The 20,906-nt window shown below is 31.0% G+C and carries 12 protein-coding genes; 11 read left to right on the forward strand and 1 reads right to left on the reverse strand.

Features of this window, described 5'->3' with window-relative positions; all coding sequences use genetic code 11:
* Nucleotides 1-210: 210 nt before the first annotated feature.
* From ACFCYN_RS20100 to ACFCYN_RS20135, 8 genes are all read left to right on the forward strand, one after another.
* Complete coding sequence (locus ACFCYN_RS20100) at nt 211-627, forward strand: hypothetical protein (RefSeq protein WP_172446942.1); 417 nt, start codon at nt 211-213, stop codon at nt 625-627.
* A gap of 10 nt (nt 628-637) precedes the next feature.
* Nucleotides 638-2,755 carry a glycosyltransferase family protein gene (locus tag ACFCYN_RS20105; protein WP_172446943.1) on the forward strand — a complete coding sequence of 706 codons (2,118 nt, stop codon included), beginning with the start codon at nt 638-640 and terminating at the stop codon, nt 2,753-2,755.
* A gap of 12 nt (nt 2,756-2,767) precedes the next feature.
* Entirely contained in the window at nt 2,768-3,751 is a 984-nt protein-coding gene (locus ACFCYN_RS20110; protein WP_172446944.1) for a glycosyltransferase, read from the forward strand.
* A gap of 287 nt (nt 3,752-4,038) precedes the next feature.
* Nucleotides 4,039-5,142 (forward strand): non-hydrolyzing UDP-N-acetylglucosamine 2-epimerase, encoded by a 1,104-nt coding sequence (wecB, locus tag ACFCYN_RS20115; RefSeq protein WP_216854285.1) that lies wholly within the window; start codon nt 4,039-4,041, stop codon nt 5,140-5,142.
* Between the two features lie 243 nt (nt 5,143-5,385).
* A complete protein-coding gene (galE, locus tag ACFCYN_RS20120; protein WP_172446946.1) occupies nt 5,386-6,372 on the forward strand; it encodes a UDP-glucose 4-epimerase GalE in 987 nt (328 codons plus the stop codon).
* Nucleotides 6,373-6,412: 40 nt separating this feature from the next.
* Entirely contained in the window at nt 6,413-7,399 is a 987-nt protein-coding gene (galE, locus tag ACFCYN_RS20125) for a UDP-glucose 4-epimerase GalE (RefSeq protein ID WP_172446947.1), read from the forward strand.
* Between the two features lie 331 nt (nt 7,400-7,730).
* Complete coding sequence (locus tag ACFCYN_RS20130; protein ID WP_172446948.1) at nt 7,731-10,385, forward strand: CDP-glycerol glycerophosphotransferase family protein; 2,655 nt, start codon at nt 7,731-7,733, stop codon at nt 10,383-10,385.
* 55 nt (nt 10,386-10,440) lie between these two features.
* The gene (locus ACFCYN_RS20135; protein WP_172446949.1) at nt 10,441-12,465 is read left to right on the forward strand and encodes a DUF6270 domain-containing protein; all 2,025 of its coding nucleotides are present in this window, start codon (nt 10,441-10,443) and stop codon (nt 12,463-12,465) included.
* Nucleotides 12,466-12,512: 47 nt separating this feature from the next.
* Here ACFCYN_RS20135 and ACFCYN_RS20140 read toward each other — a convergent pair whose 3' ends face one another.
* A complete protein-coding gene (locus tag ACFCYN_RS20140) occupies nt 12,513-15,143 on the reverse strand; it encodes a CDP-glycerol glycerophosphotransferase family protein (protein WP_172446950.1) in 2,631 nt (876 codons plus the stop codon).
* Between the two features lie 267 nt (nt 15,144-15,410).
* Between ACFCYN_RS20140 and ACFCYN_RS20145 the strand changes: the two genes are divergently transcribed.
* Genes ACFCYN_RS20145 through ACFCYN_RS20155 form a run of 3 tightly spaced genes read left to right on the forward strand, consistent with a single transcriptional unit; the run spans nt 15,411 to nt 20,729 of the window.
* A complete protein-coding gene (locus ACFCYN_RS20145) occupies nt 15,411-16,625 on the forward strand; it encodes a glycosyltransferase family 4 protein (RefSeq protein WP_172446951.1) in 1,215 nt (404 codons plus the stop codon).
* Complete coding sequence (locus tag ACFCYN_RS20150) at nt 16,618-17,943, forward strand: glycosyltransferase (protein ID WP_172446952.1); 1,326 nt, start codon at nt 16,618-16,620, stop codon at nt 17,941-17,943. The genes ACFCYN_RS20145 and ACFCYN_RS20150 overlap by 8 nt, the downstream gene beginning before the upstream one ends.
* Nucleotides 17,944-17,990: 47 nt before the next feature.
* A complete protein-coding gene (locus tag ACFCYN_RS20155; protein WP_172446953.1) occupies nt 17,991-20,729 on the forward strand; it encodes a bifunctional glycosyltransferase/CDP-glycerol:glycerophosphate glycerophosphotransferase in 2,739 nt (912 codons plus the stop codon).
* Nucleotides 20,730-20,906: the final 177 nt, after the last annotated feature.

Genomic DNA, 20,906 nt, shown 5'->3' on the forward strand with positions numbered 1-20,906 from the left:
TATTTTTATTTTAAAGAATTTATATGCATCTTTTAATTTTTTCTAAATATAAATCCCTGCTTCGTAGTCGAATAAAATTTTTGCACTGGCAGTTATTTTTTTTACAATTTTTTAACAAGGATACACATTTAGATTCACATTAAAAAGTTAATCTTAAAATAATAAAAATATCTTCTTTATGAATAAACACATCATTTCTGGAGGTTTGAAATGAAGAATAGTGAATTATTGAGTAATAATCATGTTGATTCGACAACTTTAAATTTTAAGCCAAGTTTAATAAAGGTTACGACTGAGGATTTCGATGCGAATATGGAACGTCAAAATGAATTGTTAGTAAAGCAAAATGAGTTCCTTTCCAATAAGGTAATGGAATTGGAAAAAAGAATGGAAGAGCAGTTATTTCGTCAGCTGGATTTAATTGTGGAGCATGAGGAATTTATGATGGGGCTCGATGATTATGTTCTTGTAAACGAAGTAAAGCAATCTTTTGGTTCATATGAATATGAAAAGCTGCAAGAGGAATTTCAAAGGCTACAATTAAACTATGAAACATTTAGGAATTCGAAATTTGGGAAATTGGCAAGGAAGTACTGGAAGCTTTTGAAGTATTTAAAAAGAAAATGAGGGGACATTCATGTTAAAAGAATCTATCGAAAAACAAATCACGCGACTACGCAATGAGAAATTTGATACAAAAATGATGCTGCAAAAATTAATGAATGTGGATGAACCTTTTTATTTTCAAAACCATGAGTTATTTTCATTTTTAGCTGATGATTTCACTGTTAGTAAAGGTGTTCAAAAGTTCCAAAAGGAAAAGGAAATTTTAATTCAAAACAAACTAATTAAACAGACTGCTATTATTGATTATGTAAAGAGCGATAATTTAGTGACGCTATTATTTAATGAAGGAAGAAGCAGATTATTTACGAAATTTGGGGTTACAGGCTTCGTCAGTGGTGGTAAATGTGAAGTTGTTTTTGAATTGCGATTTATTGATCATGAAGATTACATTAGCACATTAAATTTTAAATTAGATGAGTTAGTCGATTTAACTCCATATATTCAAAAAGAGTTTCAATCGGTCTCTTTTTCAATTCACATGACTGGCGCAGGTACATTGCATCTTTTCCATGCTAAATTAATGGGTTCATATAAAGAAAGTAAAGTAGACAATAGTTACTTGAAGAAACAAAAAAAGGAAATTAAAGATTTTCGAGTTGGGTTTATTGCAGATGAATTTACGACGCGTTGTTTTGATTATGAGTTTGAACTAATAAAGATCACGCCTGAGAACTGGTTAGATGAATTTAAAAAGCATCGAATTGATTTCTTCTTTTGTGAGTCTGCATGGCTTGGTAACGAAGGGGCTTGGAAGGATAAGATTGGTACGAAAAATCATCGGGATCATACGAAACTTTTAAAATTAGTTTATTGGTGTAAAGAGCACTATATCCCGACCGTGTTTTGGAATAAAGAAGATCCGTTTCATTATCAAGCTTTCATTGATACTGCGAAGCATTTTGATTATGTGTTCACGACTGATCATGAATCAGTTCAGTATTACGAGGCAGAAGGCTGTGAAAATGTATATTGTTTACCTTTTGCAGCTCAACCAAAAATTCACAATCCAATTGAATATCTTCCACGTAAAGAAAAGGTCGTTTTTGCTGGAGCATATTACGGTAAAAAATTCCCTGAACGGACAAGTGCGATGGAGAAGCTAGTGAATGCTTCGAAAGAATATGGACTAGATATTTATGATCGAAACTATCATAATCCAACAAGTCCAAATCAATTTCCAGAAGAGTATCGACCGTTTATTGTTGGTAACTTAAAACAAAATGAAATCGACATTGCCTATAAAGGATATAAAGTAGCACTTAATGTGAATAGTATTACTAAATCTCCGACAATGTTTGCCCGGAGAGTATTTGAGTTGCTGGCGAGTAATACGCCAATCATTAGTTCCCATTCAGAAGGGATTCATAGAATGTTTGGTGAAATCGTAACGGCTACCGACAATGAAAAAGTGATGAAGCAACGCCTTGCTAATTATTATACAGATGAGACTTATTACAAGAAAAACCGTTTACTCACATTACGAAAAGTATTAGAAGAGCATACTTACACGAATCGTGTTGAGGAGCTACTTGATCTTATTAAATTGCCGTATGAAAGAAACGAAGAGACTGCTACATTAGTAGGGATTGTTCGAAGTAATGCAGATTATGAGAAGCTAATGGCAATCTACAATCGACAAGGAATTAAACAGAAAAAGCTAGTTATTTTACTCGACTTATTTGATGGCTATTTAGACATTTTTAATCAAAACAATCATGGGAATGTAAAAACATACTTGATTGATTACTGCCATCATTACTTTAGTATTAATGATCTTGTTGATTCGAGTTATATTGTACCAATTCATTTAGATCATTATTACGGAGAAAATTATTTAAGAGATTTGATGCTCGCTACAAAATATACAAATGATACGATTATTGCTAAAGGGAATCAAAATAGCTATAGCTATGTGAATAGTTGCCGAATTGACGAAGCTTTGATTTGTACAAAGGCGACAAGATTTATTCATCCTAATGAATTTATGAGGCTTTTAGAGACAAAATCAACGATTGATCATTTTTCAAAAGCTGGCGTTCAATTTTTTGAAATTGATGAGTTTAATTTTTATCGAAATGCCTATGAAAAAGCCATTGACCACGACGAAATCGAGAGAATTTTAGTATAAGGAGCTGTCTTTATGAAACTGGCGATTATTGGGCATGATTTAAAGTTTATAAACGATGCGATTAAGAGATTTGAAGCAAGAGGCGACATCGAAATTAAAATAGATTTATGGGAAGGCCATACAATTCACCAGGTTACAAAAAGCATAGAAATCGTTAATTGGGCGGATGTTCTATTTTGCGAATGGGGACTTGGAAATGTCGTTTGGTACCAGGAGCATAAAAAAGAACACCAAGTATTAATCGTCAGAATGCATCGTTTTGAAATGAATACACCATTTCCAGAACGATTTGATTTTACGAAGATTGATAAGGTTATTGCGATTTCTTCCTATATATTTGAGGAGTTTCATCGAGTTGCGAAAATTCCTAGAGATAAGATGGTTGTCATTCCAAATGGTGTTGATGTTGAGAGATTTCATTTGCCTAAGGAGTATGACGCAAATTTCCGAATTGGCTTACTTGGTTATGTGCCGAAGTTAAAACGGTTAGATCGAGCGCTTGCTATCTTTGAAAAATTATGTGAAAAAGACAGTCGATACTCTCTTTCGATTAAAGGAAAGCATCCGAAAGAATTTTCGTGGGTATGGAATAATCAACAAGAGCATGATTATTATACGAATGTATTTCGAAAAATTGATAAATCCCCCTATAGTAATCAAATTCAATTTGAAGAGTGGGGAGATTCAGCGGAGTGGCTTCAGTCAATCGGTTATGTCTTATCTGTAAGCGATTATGAAAGCTTCCACCTAGCACCGATGGAAGGGATGGCTTCTCGCGCTGTGCCTATTGTTTTAAATCGTGAAGGAGCTCGAACAATCTTCCCTGATGAGTACATTTTTGAAACAATCGACCAAGCAGCGGAATTCATCGCCAATTCCAAAAAAGAATCAGGGAAAAAACTAGTTGAATTCGTTAAGAAACACTATTGTATGGATAAAATGTGTTCAGAGATTTTGAGTCTAATTGATGAGTTACAAAGTAAATTAGTTCATTAAGAAGGTATGAGCACAATGAATTCTAAAAAGAAGGATCTGTGCTTTTTTCTACCATATTATATACATCGTGTATGAATGGTTTTAATATGTGGGAAACTAATTAGTACGGATGGAAAAAGATTATCGCTATAAAATGTGGCGAGAAGTCACGAAAAAATAGTGGAATAAATTTACATTTTTCGTGATAATAAATGTTTTTATTTCATAGTTAAGATACAATAGATAGATACATATTAGGAAATAACCGATTCATTTTGAAAGGGGAAAGAATTTTGACTGTTAAAGTAATGACTATATTTGGAACAAGACCTGAGGCGATAAAAATGGCGCCGCTTGTGCTTGAATTAGCGAAACATCCTGATCAGATCGAATCAATTGTAACGGTTACAGCTCAGCATCGACAAATGCTTGATCAAGTACTTGAGATTTTTGATATTACTCCTGACCATGATTTAAATATAATGAAGGATCGTCAAACGTTAATCGATGTAACAACTCGAGGTTTAGAAGGATTAAATAAAGTTATGCAAGAAGTGAAACCTGATATAGTATTAGTTCACGGTGATACGACGACTACTTTTATTGCTAGTCTTGCAGCTTTTTATAATCAAATTGCGATTGGACATGTTGAAGCAGGTTTACGAACTTGGGACAAGTATTCACCATATCCAGAAGAAATGAACCGCCAATTAACGGGTGTAATGACGGATTTCCATTTTGCACCGACAACAAAATCAGCCCAAAATTTATTAGCTGAAAACAAAAAAGAAGAAACAATCTTTATTACTGGTAATACAGCAATCGATGCGCTAAAAACGACAGTAAAGGAAGAGTACGCTCATCCTGTGTTAGATCAAATCGGTAATGACCGTTTAGTGTTAATGACTGCACACCGTCGTGAAAACTTAGGGGAACCAATGAGGAATATGTTTAAAGCGATTAAGCGCTTAGTCGAAAAACATGAAGATATTCAAGTTGTGTATCCTGTACATATGAACCCTGTTGTTCGCGAAATTGCAAATGATGTTTTAGGAAATGACAATCGAATCCATTTAATTGAGCCACTGGATGTGATTGATTTCCATAACTTTGCGGCAAGATCTCACTTAATCTTAACGGATTCTGGTGGAGTGCAAGAAGAAGCACCATCTTTAGGCGTACCAGTTCTTGTATTACGTGATACAACTGAACGTCCTGAAGGAATTGACGCTGGTACATTAAAGCTTGCGGGAACTGACGAAGATGTCATTTTTGCACTAGCTGATGAATTGCTGTCAGATGAAGAGGCACATGCAAAAATGTCTAAAGCATCGAATCCATATGGAGACGGCGAAGCTTCTAGAAGAATCGTTGAAGTCATTATTAAACATTTTAAAAATAAAGTTAAGTGATCTAAAAAAGACTATTTTTGAAAAGTTTTCAATGATAGTCTTTTTCTTTGTCCATTTAAAGGAAAAATTAATAAATTTAATGCATTATATAAACAATAGAAGTAGACGATCGTAGATTTTGTGAAGGACTATATTTTGCAGGTCCAAGGCAGGTTTCTAAAAACAGTCTTCTTTTAGAATGTATGATATAATTAGATTTTAAACATTATTTAATTTTCTATTCTACACAATAGGAGGGTTCATGTGAAAGTTTTAGTCATAGGTGGGGCAGGATATATTGGATCTCATACAGTATATGAATTAATTCGTGAAAATCATGAAGTAGTAGTAATAGACAATTTATCAACAGGTAGAAAAGAAGACATTCATGAACTTGCTACATTTTATCAAGCAGATATTAGGGATTTAAATTCTTTAAATGAAGTATTTAAAAAAGAGAATAATATTGATGTAGTCATGCATTTTGCAGCAAAGCTCATTGTCCCAGAAAGTGTAGAAAAACCATTTGAGTATTATGATAATAATGTTTTCGGGCTTAAAGTTCTATTAGAGGCAATGGTTGCAAATAAAGTAAATAATTTTGTATTTTCTTCTACGGCAGCCGTTTACGGAGAGCCAGAAAACTCGATATGTACTGAAGAAGATTTCTGTTTACCAATTAATCCATATGGTGAAACAAAATTAGCAGCTGAAAAATTAATTCAATGGTCTGCTAAGGCATATGGATTGAATTATTGTATCTTGAGATATTTTAATGTTGCCGGAGCAGATGTTTCAGGAGAAATTGGTTTATATAAGGATAATCTCACACATTTGATACCAGTTACAATCCAAGCTGCATTAGGATTGAGAGATAAATTAGTTGTATTTGGAACAGACTACGAAACAAAGGATGGTACATGCATACGTGATTATATTCACGTCACTGATGTAGCAAAAGCCCATATATTAGGAGCAGAATTTACTACGAAACAACAAAGTGGTATTTTTAATCTTGGTTCTAATTCTGGCTACACTGTTCAAGAAATAATTGATATGGTGGAGAAAGTTAGCGGCATTGAAGTTCCAGTTGAGTATAGTGGCAGACGCCCGGGGGATCCGGCTGCAATAGTTGCATCTAACCATAAGGTAATTGAGCAATTAGGCTGGAACGTGAAAAATACGCTAGAAGATATCATCAAATCTGATTGGAATTTTCGATTGAGTAAAATTGAAGTAAGTCGTAAATAAAATTGTAAACGTATTTTTTTATATAGGAGAGAACAACTTTATGATATTAGTAGTTGGTGGAGCAGGTTATATTGGTAGTCATACTGTAAAAGAGTTATTAGATCAAAATTTCGAAGTAGTTGTATTAGATAATTTAACAACAGGGCACCGTAATGCGGTTGATCCTCGCGCAGAATTTATTGAAGGTAATCTTGGTGACGCTACTTTATTATCAGAGATCTTCACAGAAAAATCGATTGATGCAGTCATGCACTTTGCTGCAAATAGTTTAGTCGGAGAATCTGTTGTAAATCCACTTAAATATTATCAAAACAATGTTTCTGCAACAATTACATTACTAGGAAGTATGTTAGAGTATGGCGTGAAGAAATTCATTTTCTCATCAACAGCTGCAACATACGGAATTCCAGATGTAGACTTAATCACAGAAGAAACAAAAACGAATCCAATCAATCCTTATGGTCAATCTAAATTAATGATTGAAAAAGTATTAAGTGATTTCCATTCTGCTTATGGTATGGACTATGTTGTATTACGCTACTTTAATGCAGCGGGTGCACATATAACTGGTGAAATTGGTGAAGACCACACACCTGAAAGTCATTTAATCCCACTAATCCTTCAGCACCTTTTAGGTCAAAGAGAAAGCATCACTGTGTTTGGTGATGACTATCCAACTGCTGATGGAACATGTATAAGAGATTATATACATATTACAGACTTAGCTGGTGCTCATATTGCATCATTAAAGAAAATGCTTGAAGAAGACAAGTTCACACGTACTTACAACTTAGGTAATGGACTAGGTTACTCTGTAAAAGAAGTAATTGAAACATGTGAAAAAGTAACTGGCCGAAAAGCGAACATCATCATGGGAGAGCGCCGCGCTGGAGACCCTGCAAATCTAGTTGCATCATCACAAAAAATCTATAATGAACTTGGTTGGAAAACTAAGTATAAATTAGAAGAAATTATTCAAACAGCTTGGAATTGGCATCAATCTCATCCTGAAGGATTCACAAAATAAATAAATGATTTAACGTATAAAAAAGAACTGCGCCTAATGGTTGGAAACAATGGTGCAGTTCTTTTTTTATTTACTATTTAAATATGTTCTCTAGACCTTTTGCAACCGGATAGTTTGGTCGACAATTTAAAAGTTTCGTTTATTTTTCGATCATTCATTAACTATTTTTAAAGCCTCTTGATTTTTCATCCTTAAATTGTTTTTTTGTCCCGAAATTGCAATGTGTTTGTCATTAACACTTTTCGTAAAAAGTGGTATAATTTATTGCAAAATATGTAGAAATATAACCTTTAATTTTATTTGATAATTGCTACACACAAGGGAGACGTATATGAATAACATTGCAATACAAGGACTTAGACTAAAAGATAGTTTACTAGAAGTAATCACTAAACAAGAAATAGTGCATGAGAACGATCTATCTTTTTACTTAGAGAATAAGTCTAGTGGAATAATGAAGAAACTCGAATCAACATTTACATTAAATAAAGACGAAATCGTTTTCAAAATAAAGATTGAAGAGTTTCAACTAGAGAATGAAATTAGTCAATTTCTAGTCGTTGCGAAGGATTCGAATAATGAATCATTTTATATGATGGGATCGCCATTAACAGTTGAGCCTAATAAATATACTAATTGTCATGAGTTAAGTGAAGAGTTTGTTGTAATCAGTCACTTAGAAAATCGATTAGTATCCCTAACTTTAGGTAAAAAACAACATGTAACAAAGATGTTTAGTGAGATCAATCATTATAAATTTTCTTCAATTATTGAAATTGAAAATTTAAGAATTGAAGGACCGAAAGTTAGTTTTAATATATCAAAGGATCTGATTCTTAATAAACCAGATTTAGAATTTTTTCTAAGAGAAAGAACGACAAAGGAAGTATTCATACTTAACTTTAAAATTAATCAACAAAATGAAGTCGAAATTGATTTAAATGAATTTGCTTCACACCATATTGAGAAAATCTCGAGATGGGATGCAGTCGCTACATTTAAAAATGAAAATGTATTGGTTGAAGGGAAAATCAGTGAATTTAATCAAAAAGTCCCTAAAGTTTATGATCGATTCTTTAAATCGTTTGATGTAAATCTTTCTAAAAATGAATTAACTGAATCTGATCTGGACGATACAGGTTTATCAAACGTAGTAACACCGTATACTACGTCAAAAAATGAATTATCAATAGTAATTCGTCCTGAGTTGTTTTTATTTAATGAAAAGTTTAAAACGAAAATATCCGTAACCAAATTTAAAATGAAGAAATCCATCGTTTCAATTAAGGCAAACTTATCGGTAATCGAATTAAGTGACTTTAAAGTAAGCGAAGTATATCTCCGTTTCCGTAATAAAGCGACAATTCTTGAGCACAGCATTCCTGCTACTGAACGAAAGATTTCGGAGAATAATTCAGAAATTGAGTTTTCTTTTGATCTAGAAGACTTTAAATTTATGCCATTCTATTGGGATTTATATGTAATAGTAAATGTGAACGGTGAAAAAAATTATGTAAAAGTAAAAAATCCATTTTGGTCAGTTCGAAAAAAACTAGATACAAAAATATTAAAATACGAGTATATGCTTAATGATCAATATATGATTTATCCATACGTGGCAGGGGATAACTCAATTGCGTTTTGCTATCGAGAAAGAGCTGACTACGAAACGGCACCATTTAAACTAAAAGAAAAACTAGCTTATTTTACGTATAAGCTATTTAAGCCTTACTTTGATAAAAAGGATATATGGCTTGGATATGAGAAGTTTTCAAGTACTGCTCAAGACAATGGATATTATTTCTTTGACTATTGTTATAAACACAATAAGCATAAGGATTTTTATTATATTATTAAAGAAAACTCAGCTGACCGCGTCAATTTAGAAGATAAAAAAGATAAGGTCTTAACGTTCATGAGCTTTAAATATATGCTATATATGTATGCTTCTAAGCTATTAGTGTCTTCAGAATCTAAGGGACATAGTTATGATATTCGTATTCAAAAAGGGCAGTTAAAGAAAGCACTAGACCAAAAACGATTTGTCTTCTTACAACATGGTGTTACGGCTCTAAAACGAGTTGATTATGTATTTAAAAAGACAAAAACGAATGCTGTAGATTTATTCGTTGCGACATCAGATTATGAAAAGAATATCATAAAGCAATATTTTGGGTATGACGAAGACGAAATTATCGTTTCAGGATTTTGTCGATGGGACGTATTACAGGATAAGTCACTACCAGAGGAGAAAGAAATTTTCTTAATGCCAACGTGGCGTTCATGGATGGATGGAATTCCAGAAGAGGAGTTCATTCAAAGTGATTATTTCAAAAATTATGTTGAGCTATTGACATCGTCTAAATTGAAGCAACTACTAGTAGAAAGAAATATTACATTAAACTTCTTCTTACATCCGAAGTTTATGGAGCATTTACATCATTTTAAAGCTACAAACGATAAAATTAATATTTACCAATTCGGCGAAATTAAAGTAAATGAATTCTTAATGAAATCATCCATGCTAATTACAGATTATTCGAGTGTAGCATGGGAAATGTATTACCAAAAGAAACCAACTTTATTTTTCCAATTTGATATTGATAAATATACAAAATTCCAAGGTAGTTATTTAGATATGGAAAAAGAATTATTTGGAGAACGTTCTTTAACTGTTCAAGATCTTATTCAACAAATCGAGAAGTATGTAAATCGTGATTTTAAAGAAGAAGAAGAATATGCAGAAATGCGTAAGAAATACTTTAAATATATAGATCAAAATAATTCTTTAAGAACATTTGATTATATATTAGAAAACAAAGACAAATTATATATAAAAAATACTTATGTAGGTACAAAGGTTTCTTTCTATCAAAAAATTAGCCAAAATGAACTTGTACGAGCAATATGGAATGTTGGGAAAAAGAATAAATTAATCAGTAAATTTTCATTAAAAACTAAAAATCTTTTAAAAGGAATTTCTTAAAAAAATAATAATTCGCGTAGAAAAATCTTTTACGATTAGTGATGGAGGAATTAATTTGTTTGAAATAACAAGTTTCAAAGTTAACAATGGACAACTCGATCTGGAATTAATTAGTCAAACAAAAGTAAAATCAAAAAATGTAAACTTCGAAGTACGTTTTAAAGATATGGAACGATTTGTTGTTGGGGCTTTTAATGAGTATTTTTCTGTACCAATGAAGAAAAAATCGGATCGATTTATATTGTCACTACCATTAGAAAGCATCACTTCTCACTTACCAGCACCGAATATGGAGAAACAAATCGTTTGGTTCTTTATTGAAAGTGACGGACAGTATTTTGAATGTAAAATTAATGAAAAATTTAAAAAAGATGTTCAAGAAATAAAAGAGATTCCTGTTAATGCTTATTTTGAGATGCGACTTCTATATAGAGGAAATAAAACACTTGGACTTGAATTAGCTGCAAATCCGATTAAGTCTAATATTACTTTTAAAGAACAAGTACAAAATTCATTATTATTTGAAGTAAACGGATTTATTAAGAATGTAGAAATTCCTGTAAATAATTTTGATGTTTACCTTAGAAAAAGAACGCATAAAAGTATCCTTCTTTATAATGATGAAGTTCGTTTATTACACAAAAAAGATAATTTGTTTGAATTACCATTAGGCCAATTTGCTGATTTTGCATTAGATGAACGAACTATTTTTGATTTTAAATTGAGAGTAAAAGAAAAAAATATTCGAATTGAGACATTATGTAAAACGGAGTCGATCATAAAAAAATTAAATTTAGATTCTGTTTTAGATTTGTCATCATCTGAATTATATACTACAGCTTCTAATACATTAGCATTAAAAATCGATAGAGTGCATCCATCAGTCCATGTAGAACAGTGTATATTGGATAATCAACGACTAATCATCCAAATAAATGAGAAGTCTTTAAGCGGTATACAAAATAGTAATATAGAAGCAGTTTGGTATAGAGTAAATCAACTACCAAACAAATTAGAGGATCTTGTAGAATTTAAAAAGATCGAAATGGCCCGTCAAAATGGTTTACTTAGTTTAAATAGTGACTTAAGCTTATTGTTCGAAGGAATAAAAACGAACTATGAGCAAAAATATCAATTGTTTTTACAAGTAAACAAAGGAAATGAAAAATTATTATATAATCTATCAACAAATGAGAAATTTATGGATTCATATACAGGAGACCTTACAACTTCTGCAATAACATGTGAGAAAAATGTATCACTTTCATTAAAACCGACGACAAGTAAATCGATTAACCTAGGTATTTTAGGTACTTGTTTTACAAGGTCTGCTTTTAATAGTGTAGATCCATACTTTAATAAAGATTATAAAAATTATTTTAATATTGGCTACAGTTATTTCTGGATTTCTTTATTAAGCTCAGTAAGTGAACCAATCCAATATAATAGAAGTAATTTTTCAGATATACCAGACAAAGTAGTTCGAAACATTGAAAGAGAATATTCGAAAACATTATTTACAGAATTAAAGAATGCGAAAGTGGATTACCTATTAATAGATTTCTTTGTCGATGCGCTTCATGGTGCTAGAAAGTTAAAAGATGGAAGATATCTTGGACAAAATGGTGATATGCATAAATCAGCCTACTACAAAAATCATATTCTGAAGGATACGGAGCAATTTGATTATCGTAATCCAGCGTTTATGAGTGAATGGAGAAAGGCATGTGACCAATTCATCGATCGATTACAAGAAATAATTCCTTTAGATAAGGTTATTTTAAATATTGGTGGATTAACGGAAGAATATTTTGATGCAAAGGGATTACCTCATACTTTTTATGAGAAAAATCAATTTGTGAAAAAAGAAATCACAAACTTTAATACGACATGGAATCGAATGAATAATTATTTCTTATCAAAAGTACCAAATGCAAAAGTGATTGATATGAATGCTTATAATTATAAATCAAGTCATCATCACCCAATCAGTATGGGACCACATCACTTTGAACATTCTTACTATAAGAGCTTAGTAGCTGAAATAGGAAAGGTTATTACATTCACCGAACAAAAATAATAAGAAAGAGGAATTATTAATTGATTAATAATTCCTCTTTTTATTGATTAATCTTTTCGTAAGGCATTTTTCGTTTTTATAAATACTTTGCTTGTAAGACGATTGTTTTTACCTTTACGATAAATTTCTTTTAGAATGATGTTTTCTCTTAAGCGTATGTACAATGTTTTATATTTGTTCTTACTGTATAAATACTCTTTTTTATCATTTATTTCTTTAAATGTGCGTTCACAATTGTTTTGGTCAATATATTTAAAGTATTTCTTACGCATTTCCGCATACTTTTCTTCTTCTTTAAAATCACGTTTTATATACTTTTCGATCTGTACAATTAGATCTTGAACAGTTAAAGAACGTTCTCCAAATAATTCTTTTTCCATATCTAAATAACTACCTTGGAATTTTGTATATTTATCAATATCGAATTGGAAAAATAATGTTGGTTTCTTTTGGTAGTACATTTCCCATGCTACACTCGAATAATCTGTAATTAGCATGGATGATTTCATTAAGAATTCATTTACTTTAATTTCGCCGAATTGGTAAATATTAATTTTATCGTTTGTAGCTTTAAAATGATGTAAATGCTCCATAAACTTCGGATGTAAGAAGAAGTTTAGTGTCACATTGTATTCTTCAAGCAATAGCTTCAATTTAGATGATGTTAATAGGTCAACATAATTCTTGAAATAATCACTTTGAATAAACTCCTCTTCCGGAATCCCATCCATCCATGAACGCCACGTTGGCATTAAGAAAATTTCTTTTTCCCCAGGCACTGATTTATCCTGAAGTACATCCCAACGACAAAATCCTGTCACAATAATTTCGTCTTCGTCATATCCAAAATAGTCCTTAATTATATTCTTTTCATAATCAGATGTCGCAACGAACAAATCTACCGCATTTTGCTTTGTCTTCTTAAATACATAATCAACTCGTTTTAATGCTGTAACACCATGTTGTAAAAAGACAAAACGTTTTTCATCTAATGCTTTCTTCAAATGTCCTTTTTGAATACGAATATCATAACTATGTCCTTTTGATTCAGAAGAAACTAATAACTTGGCAGCGTACATATATAGCATGTATTTGAAACTCATAAATTTTAAAACTTTATCTTTTTTGTCCTCTAAATTTACAATGTCAGCTGCATCTTCTTTAATAATATAATAAAAATTTTTATGCTTATTCTGTTTGTAACAATAATCAAAGAAATAATATCCATTGTCCTGGGCAGTACTTGAAAACTTCTCATATCCAAGCCATATATCCTTTTTATCAAAGAATGGCTTAAAAAGCTTATACGTAAAATAAGCTAGTTTTTCTTTCCGTTTATATGGTGCCGTTTCATAATCTGCTCTTTCTCGATAGCAAAACGCAACTGCGTTATCCCCAGCCACATATGGATAAATCATATATTGATCTTGTAGTACAGTTTCATATCGAAGAATGTTTTTATTAATTGAATATTTTAGCTCAGGAACTGGATTTTTTAGTTTGATATAAACATCCTCATTATTGATTGTCACGATTACAAATAAGTCCCAATAAAATGGGATAAAATCAAAGTTCGTAAAGTCGAAATTAAACATAATTTCATTGATGTCATTCATTAATTTCGTTGAACTGATTGGAATGCTATATTCGGATTCAATTGCTTTATTTCGAAGTTTTAACCTTATTTCTTTAATCGTGTAGTCTACTGGTTCTAATATTTCTAAATTCATCCGAATATTAATATTGCTATTATTTAGCTTTAAGTCTAAAACTGAAATTCTACTTTTATATTTTTCGTTAAAAAGAAATTGTAATGGTCGTATGACGATTGCTATTTCTTTTTTTAATGTTAAATAAGGAGTGATAATATTCGAATTAACTAATCCGCCTTCATTTTGAGTTACTTCTGAGATTCCTTCAAAATTTAGATATGGTAAATATCTTTCTGAATTTGATTCGACCATTTTATCAAGCCAGACAAGTTTACCTTCGATGATCAAATTGTCAGTTTGAAATTCAATATATAAATCCCATCTTGAAATGACATTTATAAAATCTATTCCAAACGGTATGAGAGTCATTTGAATTTCATTATTTTCTAGTAATTGATAGGGTAAATCATAATAGATCGATGAATTTCTTTCTCGCAAGAAGAATGTAACATGCTCTTTTTTTAACAGGTCATTTTCTAATAATTTCAAATGGATACTATCTTTTTTAATTTCAAATGAACTAATTTCAAATTGAGTATTAAATTTAAAGTTGTGAATTTCATTAAATTGTCTAGTGAGATCATACGTTGGACCATGTAATAGTGACAGTTGGTTATCTTCATTTAGATAGAGGATTGACCTAGATTCATCAGAAAATCTATAGGTGAATCGGTCGTTCCTAGATTTTTGATTAAAAAGTAATTGATAAAAAATTGAATTTGGGTCAGTTAAATATAATTTACACTGATATTTAAAATCTTTAGATAAATTAAGTTCATTTAAATTTATCGTTAATTCGTATATGAAATCAATTTGCTTGATATTTATAGGGAATGATTGCTGAAATTTTTGTTCACTATCAACCAAAATTAATTTCATTTCATTTAATGATTGAATAGGATTTATTATTCTCAAAATGATTGTATTATCTATAAATGTGTACTTTTCCACATAAATACTTTCCATAAAATAGAGACCTCCAAAAAGATTTCATATCTAATTTTATTACTATTTTGTCTTAGTAATTGTGATTTCATTACAGAGTGTTTAAACTTTCTTTATTTTAAAGTGTTCTAATTATTAATTTTAGTAAATGATATAAAGTAATTTAGCTTTCATCTATGAGATTTCTTTCAGGAAAAACAAGTTTGTGATAAAATAGTTAAAGCAATTTACATGTAGAATTATGTCTAAATTAGGATTGTTTATGACCTTGGAGGTGTACGAAATAAATTGTATAGAAAGAAGATTCTGTTGATTTCCCAGCATTTTTATCCAGAAATAGGGAGTGCGGCAAATCGATTAAAAAACATTTATTTAGAATTAAAAGAAAAAAATTATGAAGTAAAGGTGTTAACGTTACAACCTAGGTATCCTAGTCGTGAGCTTTACGAGGACAAGAGCTTTTGGAATGAACCATTAATGGATGAATCTGATTTTATACGTATTGATCCTTCAATAAAAACACATTCTGGTAACATAGTGAAACGATTATATCTTTACATAGAAGTAATGATTCGATTTATTTTTTCAATCTTGTTATTACGCAAGGAGTATGACGCGGTTTTTGTTACATCACCGCCTATTTTTGTTGGGGTAGCAGGGTTAATTGCAAAATGGAAATTAAAGGCGCCTTTAATAGTAGACATTAGAGACTTATGGCCAGAGTCTTTAACAGGTGTAAAATTATTTACAAATCGTTTTATATTAAATACAGCTTATAAAGTAGAAGAAATTCTTTATAAAAAAGCAGATCGTATAATCGTAAATAGTCTTAGTTTTGTTACTTATATGACTGGAAAAGGTGTGCCGAAAGATAAAATCTCATTTATGCCTAATTCGTTAACAGAAGAAGAGTTAAATGGCAATGAGCCAGTAGTAAAGTCAGAAGGCGATCATGTTAATGTCATTTATACTGGGAATCTTGGTATGGCACAGGACATTCAAAAGTTAATCAGAGTCATTGAAAAAATGAAAGATGAATCGAAAGTTCGATTTATTATATTAGGTTACGGCTATCATTCAAATGACTTGCAAAGAATAATTAATGAAAAGAATTTAACGAATGTTACGATCCATTCTGCAAAATCGCGTAAAGAAACGTTAGATTTAGTATCAAATTCTGATATTGCTTATGTAAGCTTAGTTGATCAAGATGTTTTTAAAACTGTATTACCTGGTAAAATCATTGATTATATGTGTGTGAAAAAGCCGATTATTGGTGATGTTTCCGGCTATGCGAGTGATATTATTCGTTCTGCAGATTGTGGGATAGTTTCAGATGTAAACACTGTAGAAGAATTAGTAAAAAATATAACAATTCTAGCAAACGATCGAGAGCTTAGAAAGCAATACGGTGAAAACGGATATAACTACGCATTTGAAAACTTACGTTGGAAAACAAATATTTCTGTATTAACTAGATTATTGGAGGAAATCCATGAATAAAAAGGTGTGTGCTTTTGTATTTAATCACTTTACGAATGATGCAAGGGTGCTTAGAGAATGTTCTGCTTTAGCAGAAGTAGGATATGAAGTTGATTTAATCGCGTTGCATGATGATTCGCCAACCTTACCAAAAAAAGAGCGACGTGAAGAAGGTTTTAATGTTATTCGCGTGAATAATCGTTTGCCTTTTGGACTTTACCATCTAGTCTATTTTACTGGTAAAATTATGAACGCAATAAAGAGAAGTTCAGCAATGAAAATTTTAGCTGTACTTCTTGTATTAGCTGGTTTGTTTTTTGCGACAATCCCTACAATTATTATTGCGATTATAATCGGTTTATTTGGAAATCGTTATATGAAAGTCCTTTTAACAAGAGGATATAATATTCTTCAAATGATTGGATACGGCTTAAAGAAAGATTATGACGTATATCATGCGAACGATTTAAACACTTTACCACAAGGAATTATTTGTGCAAAGCTATTTAAAAAAAGTAAATTAATTTACGATTCTCATGAAGTGCAATCAAGTCGATCAGGTTATGAAAATCCGATATTTGGTAAAATTGAAAAGTTCTGCATTCGATATATTGATATTATGATTCATGAAAATAATACGAGAGCGAAATATACTCAAGATCTTTATGATATTGAATACCCAGAAGTAATCCACAACTATCCTTTCGTTTCAAAACCAGAGGAAAATCATTCAGTTAATTTAAATGAACGACTTGGTTTACCGAAAGATGAACCAATCTTGTTGTATCAAGGTGGTATCCAAAAAGGTAGAGGTTTAGAACTAATTGTAAAGGCAACACCGTTATTTAAAAAAGGGACAGTTGTTTTTATTGGTGACGGCAAAATTAAACCAACACTATTAAAAATGGTTGATGAGCAAAAACTGCATGATCGTATTAAATTTATCGATAAAGTTCCAGTAGATGAATTGTTGAGCTACACACGAAATGCTTATTTAGGTTTCCAAATCTTAAATAATATTAACTTTAACCATTACTCAGCATCTTCAAATAAATTATTTGAATACCTGATGAGTGGTGTTCCAGTAGTAGCTTGTAGTTTTCCTGAAATTCAAAAAGTTGTAGAAGGTGAACATACTGGTGTGTGTGTAGATTCACATGATATTAATTCTATTGCTGAAGGTGTAAATTATTTATTAGATCATCCTGAAGAAAGAAATGAAATGAGCCAAAATTGTTTAGTAGCTCGACATAAATATAATTGGGATGAAGAGAAGAAAGTATTTATTGGAATATACGATAAAGTATTAAATAACAAGCAAAAACAGTTAGCTAGTTAATTGATTAGACTAGTGATGAAATATTCCTCCTAAGGAGTGCAATTTGAATGACTGCTTATAAGGTTAGTGTCATTGTAATTAACTATAATAAAGAAAACTATATCGAAGAATGCCTACGATCCGTTGCTAAGCAGTCACTCAATCAGATTGAATGTGTTATTGTAGATGATGGTTCAACTGATGGAAGCTTAGATATAATAGAAAAATTTGTTGAAAAACATAAGAATTTTAAACTAGTGAAACAAGCAAATAGTGGACCAAGTGCGGCTAGAAACAATGGAATTAAAAATGCTACAGGTGAATACTTAGCGTTTTTAGATGGAGATGATTGGGCATTTCCAAATGCTTATGAGCAGTTATATAAACTCGCTAAAAAGCATCAAGCGGATAGTGCTGTAGGTAATATTCTTTGTTTTAATGAAATGAAGTCCTATCGCTTAAACTATATGAACGATTTGTTTTTAAGAAAGCTTCCTGTAGTTCGACAGATTCTAAAAAATTCTGAATTAGTTAAAACTCCTTCTGCGAGTAATAAGTTATTTAAAAGAGACATGATTGTTTCTAACCAAATTTTATTTGATACCGATTTACGAGTTGGTGAAGATTTATTATTTACGCAAAAAGGACTAATTCAATCGAATAAAACAGTTGTAAAAGATATTGATGTGATTGGTTATCGTGTAAATGATTCAAGTTCAAGCCTAATTAAGGCCGGTAGCATCAATTTCTTTATCCAGCTTGTTGACTTACAACAAAAATTATCGGAGTATTATAAGTCACATAAAATACAAGACCAATTAATTCATATTGAACGTCGACAGTTACAGTTCTTCATAGATTCTATTTTTCTAAAAGGGAATCGCTTACCCGATGATGAAAAAATAGAGTTAGCTCAAGCTGGACAACAGTATTTAGCAGCTCTTACGAATCAGGAATTACTCGTAAATGAATTAAATGAGACGAAAGCATTCTTATGTCACTTAATGAGTCAAAACGATGGTATTAGTGTACAAAAGTGGATTGAGATCATAAATGATCTATCGATTCAAAAAGAAAATGTGATTGCTGGAGATAAAATTTACTCTTATTTGATAAACTATTTTCCACAATATAAAGATCAATTAATCATCAATAATCTTGTTATTAATCATGTATTAGAAGATATCAGTTTACATGTTGATCGTTTAACGATTAGTGGATATGCGTTTATTAAGAATCTATCAACAGAGGATGTTAAGAAGGAATTTGTTTTTCGAAATCAAAAGGGTAATGAAAAAATAATTGAGCTTCGACCAATGTTGAGAACAGATGTTACCTTTATGGAAAGTAAAAATACAAGCAATTATAACTGGGCAGGTTATGAAACAGTTGACGTTTCTTTACTAGAAGTTTTAGGGAACGGAAAATGGGATTTATTTATCCGATTAAAAAAAGACCGACTAGTAGTTGAGCAGCCTGTCATTGTTTTTTTAACCCAACATCGAAACAAAATGAAGCCAACAACAGTTTCAGGAAAACAGCTGATTGCACAATTCCGTAACCTAAAATTGTCCATATTAATAAGAAATAAAACAGCGAAGAACGGGCTAAATCTTTTGATTTCTAATATGAAGCGCACAGTAAGAAGTGATGCAGCTTTTCTACTAAAAAAAGATTTTCATAGTCTATTTGCTGTCATTCTTTATAAAGTATTTGGTTGGTATTTTAGAAGTAAAAAAATATGGTTGGTCGGAGAAAGACGTGACACTGCTCAGGATAACTCATATCATCTATATAAATATATTCGAACAAATCATCCAGAAATAAATTGTTATTACATTATTGATAAAAATTCTCCTGATTATCGACATGTTCAGGACTTAGGAAATATTATACAATTTGGTAGTTTCCTTCATAGTTTTTATATGTTGGTTTGCATCAAAACGATTAATAGTTACGCCGAGCATGCAAATATGTACACTCAAACTTATAAAAATGTGATTAGGCAATATCCTGAATGGCAGCAGAATAAAAAGATATTTATTCAACATGGTGTCATAGGGGTTAGTCGAGTAAATCAAGCACTTAATAAAAATGAGTATGGCTACTCATTGTTTATTACATCATCTGAATTTGAAAGAAACCATATTATTGAAGAATTTGGCTATAAAGAAGATGAAGTAGTTGTTACAGGATTGGCAAGATGGGATGCGTTAGAGGATACTAGTACCGGGAACGAAATTTTGTTCATGCCAACTTGGCGCAATTGGATTAAATCTAGAGATGCACTTGAAGATTCAAGATATATGAAGTCATTAATTTTATTTTTAAGTAATAAAAAACTTCATCATCTATTAGAAAAATACAATAAGACGATTACGTTTTACCCACATTATCAAACACAGCTACTTTGGGGAGAATTACCGTTTTTCCATGAACGTATTCATATTGTTAAACAAGGAGAAGAAACAGTTCAAAATCTATTAAAGCGTCATAGCTTGCTAATTACAGATTATTCAACTGTCTCATTTGACTTTGTATATATGGAAAAGCCAGTCATATTTTATCAATTTGATTATGATGAATTTTACTCAAGGCATTATAATGAAGGTCCGATCAATCATAAAAAGGATCTATTTGGAAAAGCGTGCGATACAGAAGACGAAGTGCTATCTGAGTTAGAAAGTATCATTAATCACAACATGAAAATTGATGAGGATTATCTGATCAAGAGTAATAAATTTATGAATCGAAATAAATCATTACATACTGAAGCAATCTTTCATGAAATTTTGAAAAGAACATGATTTTATGTACAAGGAGGGATATTCTTATTTTATATGCAAAAGGCTATTAGAGCACTAAACGAAGATCCAAAGTTAGCGTTTGAAGAGTTTAAAAAGTTCATAATGAATGAAGAGCAAGTAGAGTTTGATATCTTTCATCTAATTAATATTAAGAAAAAAAATATATATATTGAATAT

This window comes from Gottfriedia sp. NPDC056225 (genome assembly GCF_042267765.1).
Taxonomy (GTDB): Bacteria; Bacillota; Bacilli; order Bacillales; family Bacillaceae_G; genus Gottfriedia.

Coding starts and splice junctions, on each gene's coding strand:
- galE (WP_172446947.1), top strand. CDS start 6,413: ATGATATTAGTAGTTGGTGGAGCAGGTTATATTGGTAGTCATACTGTA.
- ACFCYN_RS20155 (WP_172446953.1), top strand. CDS start 17,991: ATGACTGCTTATAAGGTTAGTGTCATTGTAATTAACTATAATAAAGAA.
- ACFCYN_RS20130 (WP_172446948.1), top strand. CDS start 7,731: ATGAATAACATTGCAATACAAGGACTTAGACTAAAAGATAGTTTACTA.
- ACFCYN_RS20110 (WP_172446944.1), top strand. CDS start 2,768: ATGAAACTGGCGATTATTGGGCATGATTTAAAGTTTATAAACGATGCG.
- ACFCYN_RS20140 (WP_172446950.1), bottom strand. CDS start 15,143: ATGGAAAGTATTTATGTGGAAAAGTACACATTTATAGATAATACAATC.
- ACFCYN_RS20100 (WP_172446942.1), top strand. CDS start 211: ATGAAGAATAGTGAATTATTGAGTAATAATCATGTTGATTCGACAACT.
- ACFCYN_RS20105 (WP_172446943.1), top strand. CDS start 638: ATGTTAAAAGAATCTATCGAAAAACAAATCACGCGACTACGCAATGAG.
- ACFCYN_RS20150 (WP_172446952.1), top strand. CDS start 16,618: ATGAATAAAAAGGTGTGTGCTTTTGTATTTAATCACTTTACGAATGAT.
- wecB (WP_216854285.1), top strand. CDS start 4,039: ATGACTATATTTGGAACAAGACCTGAGGCGATAAAAATGGCGCCGCTT.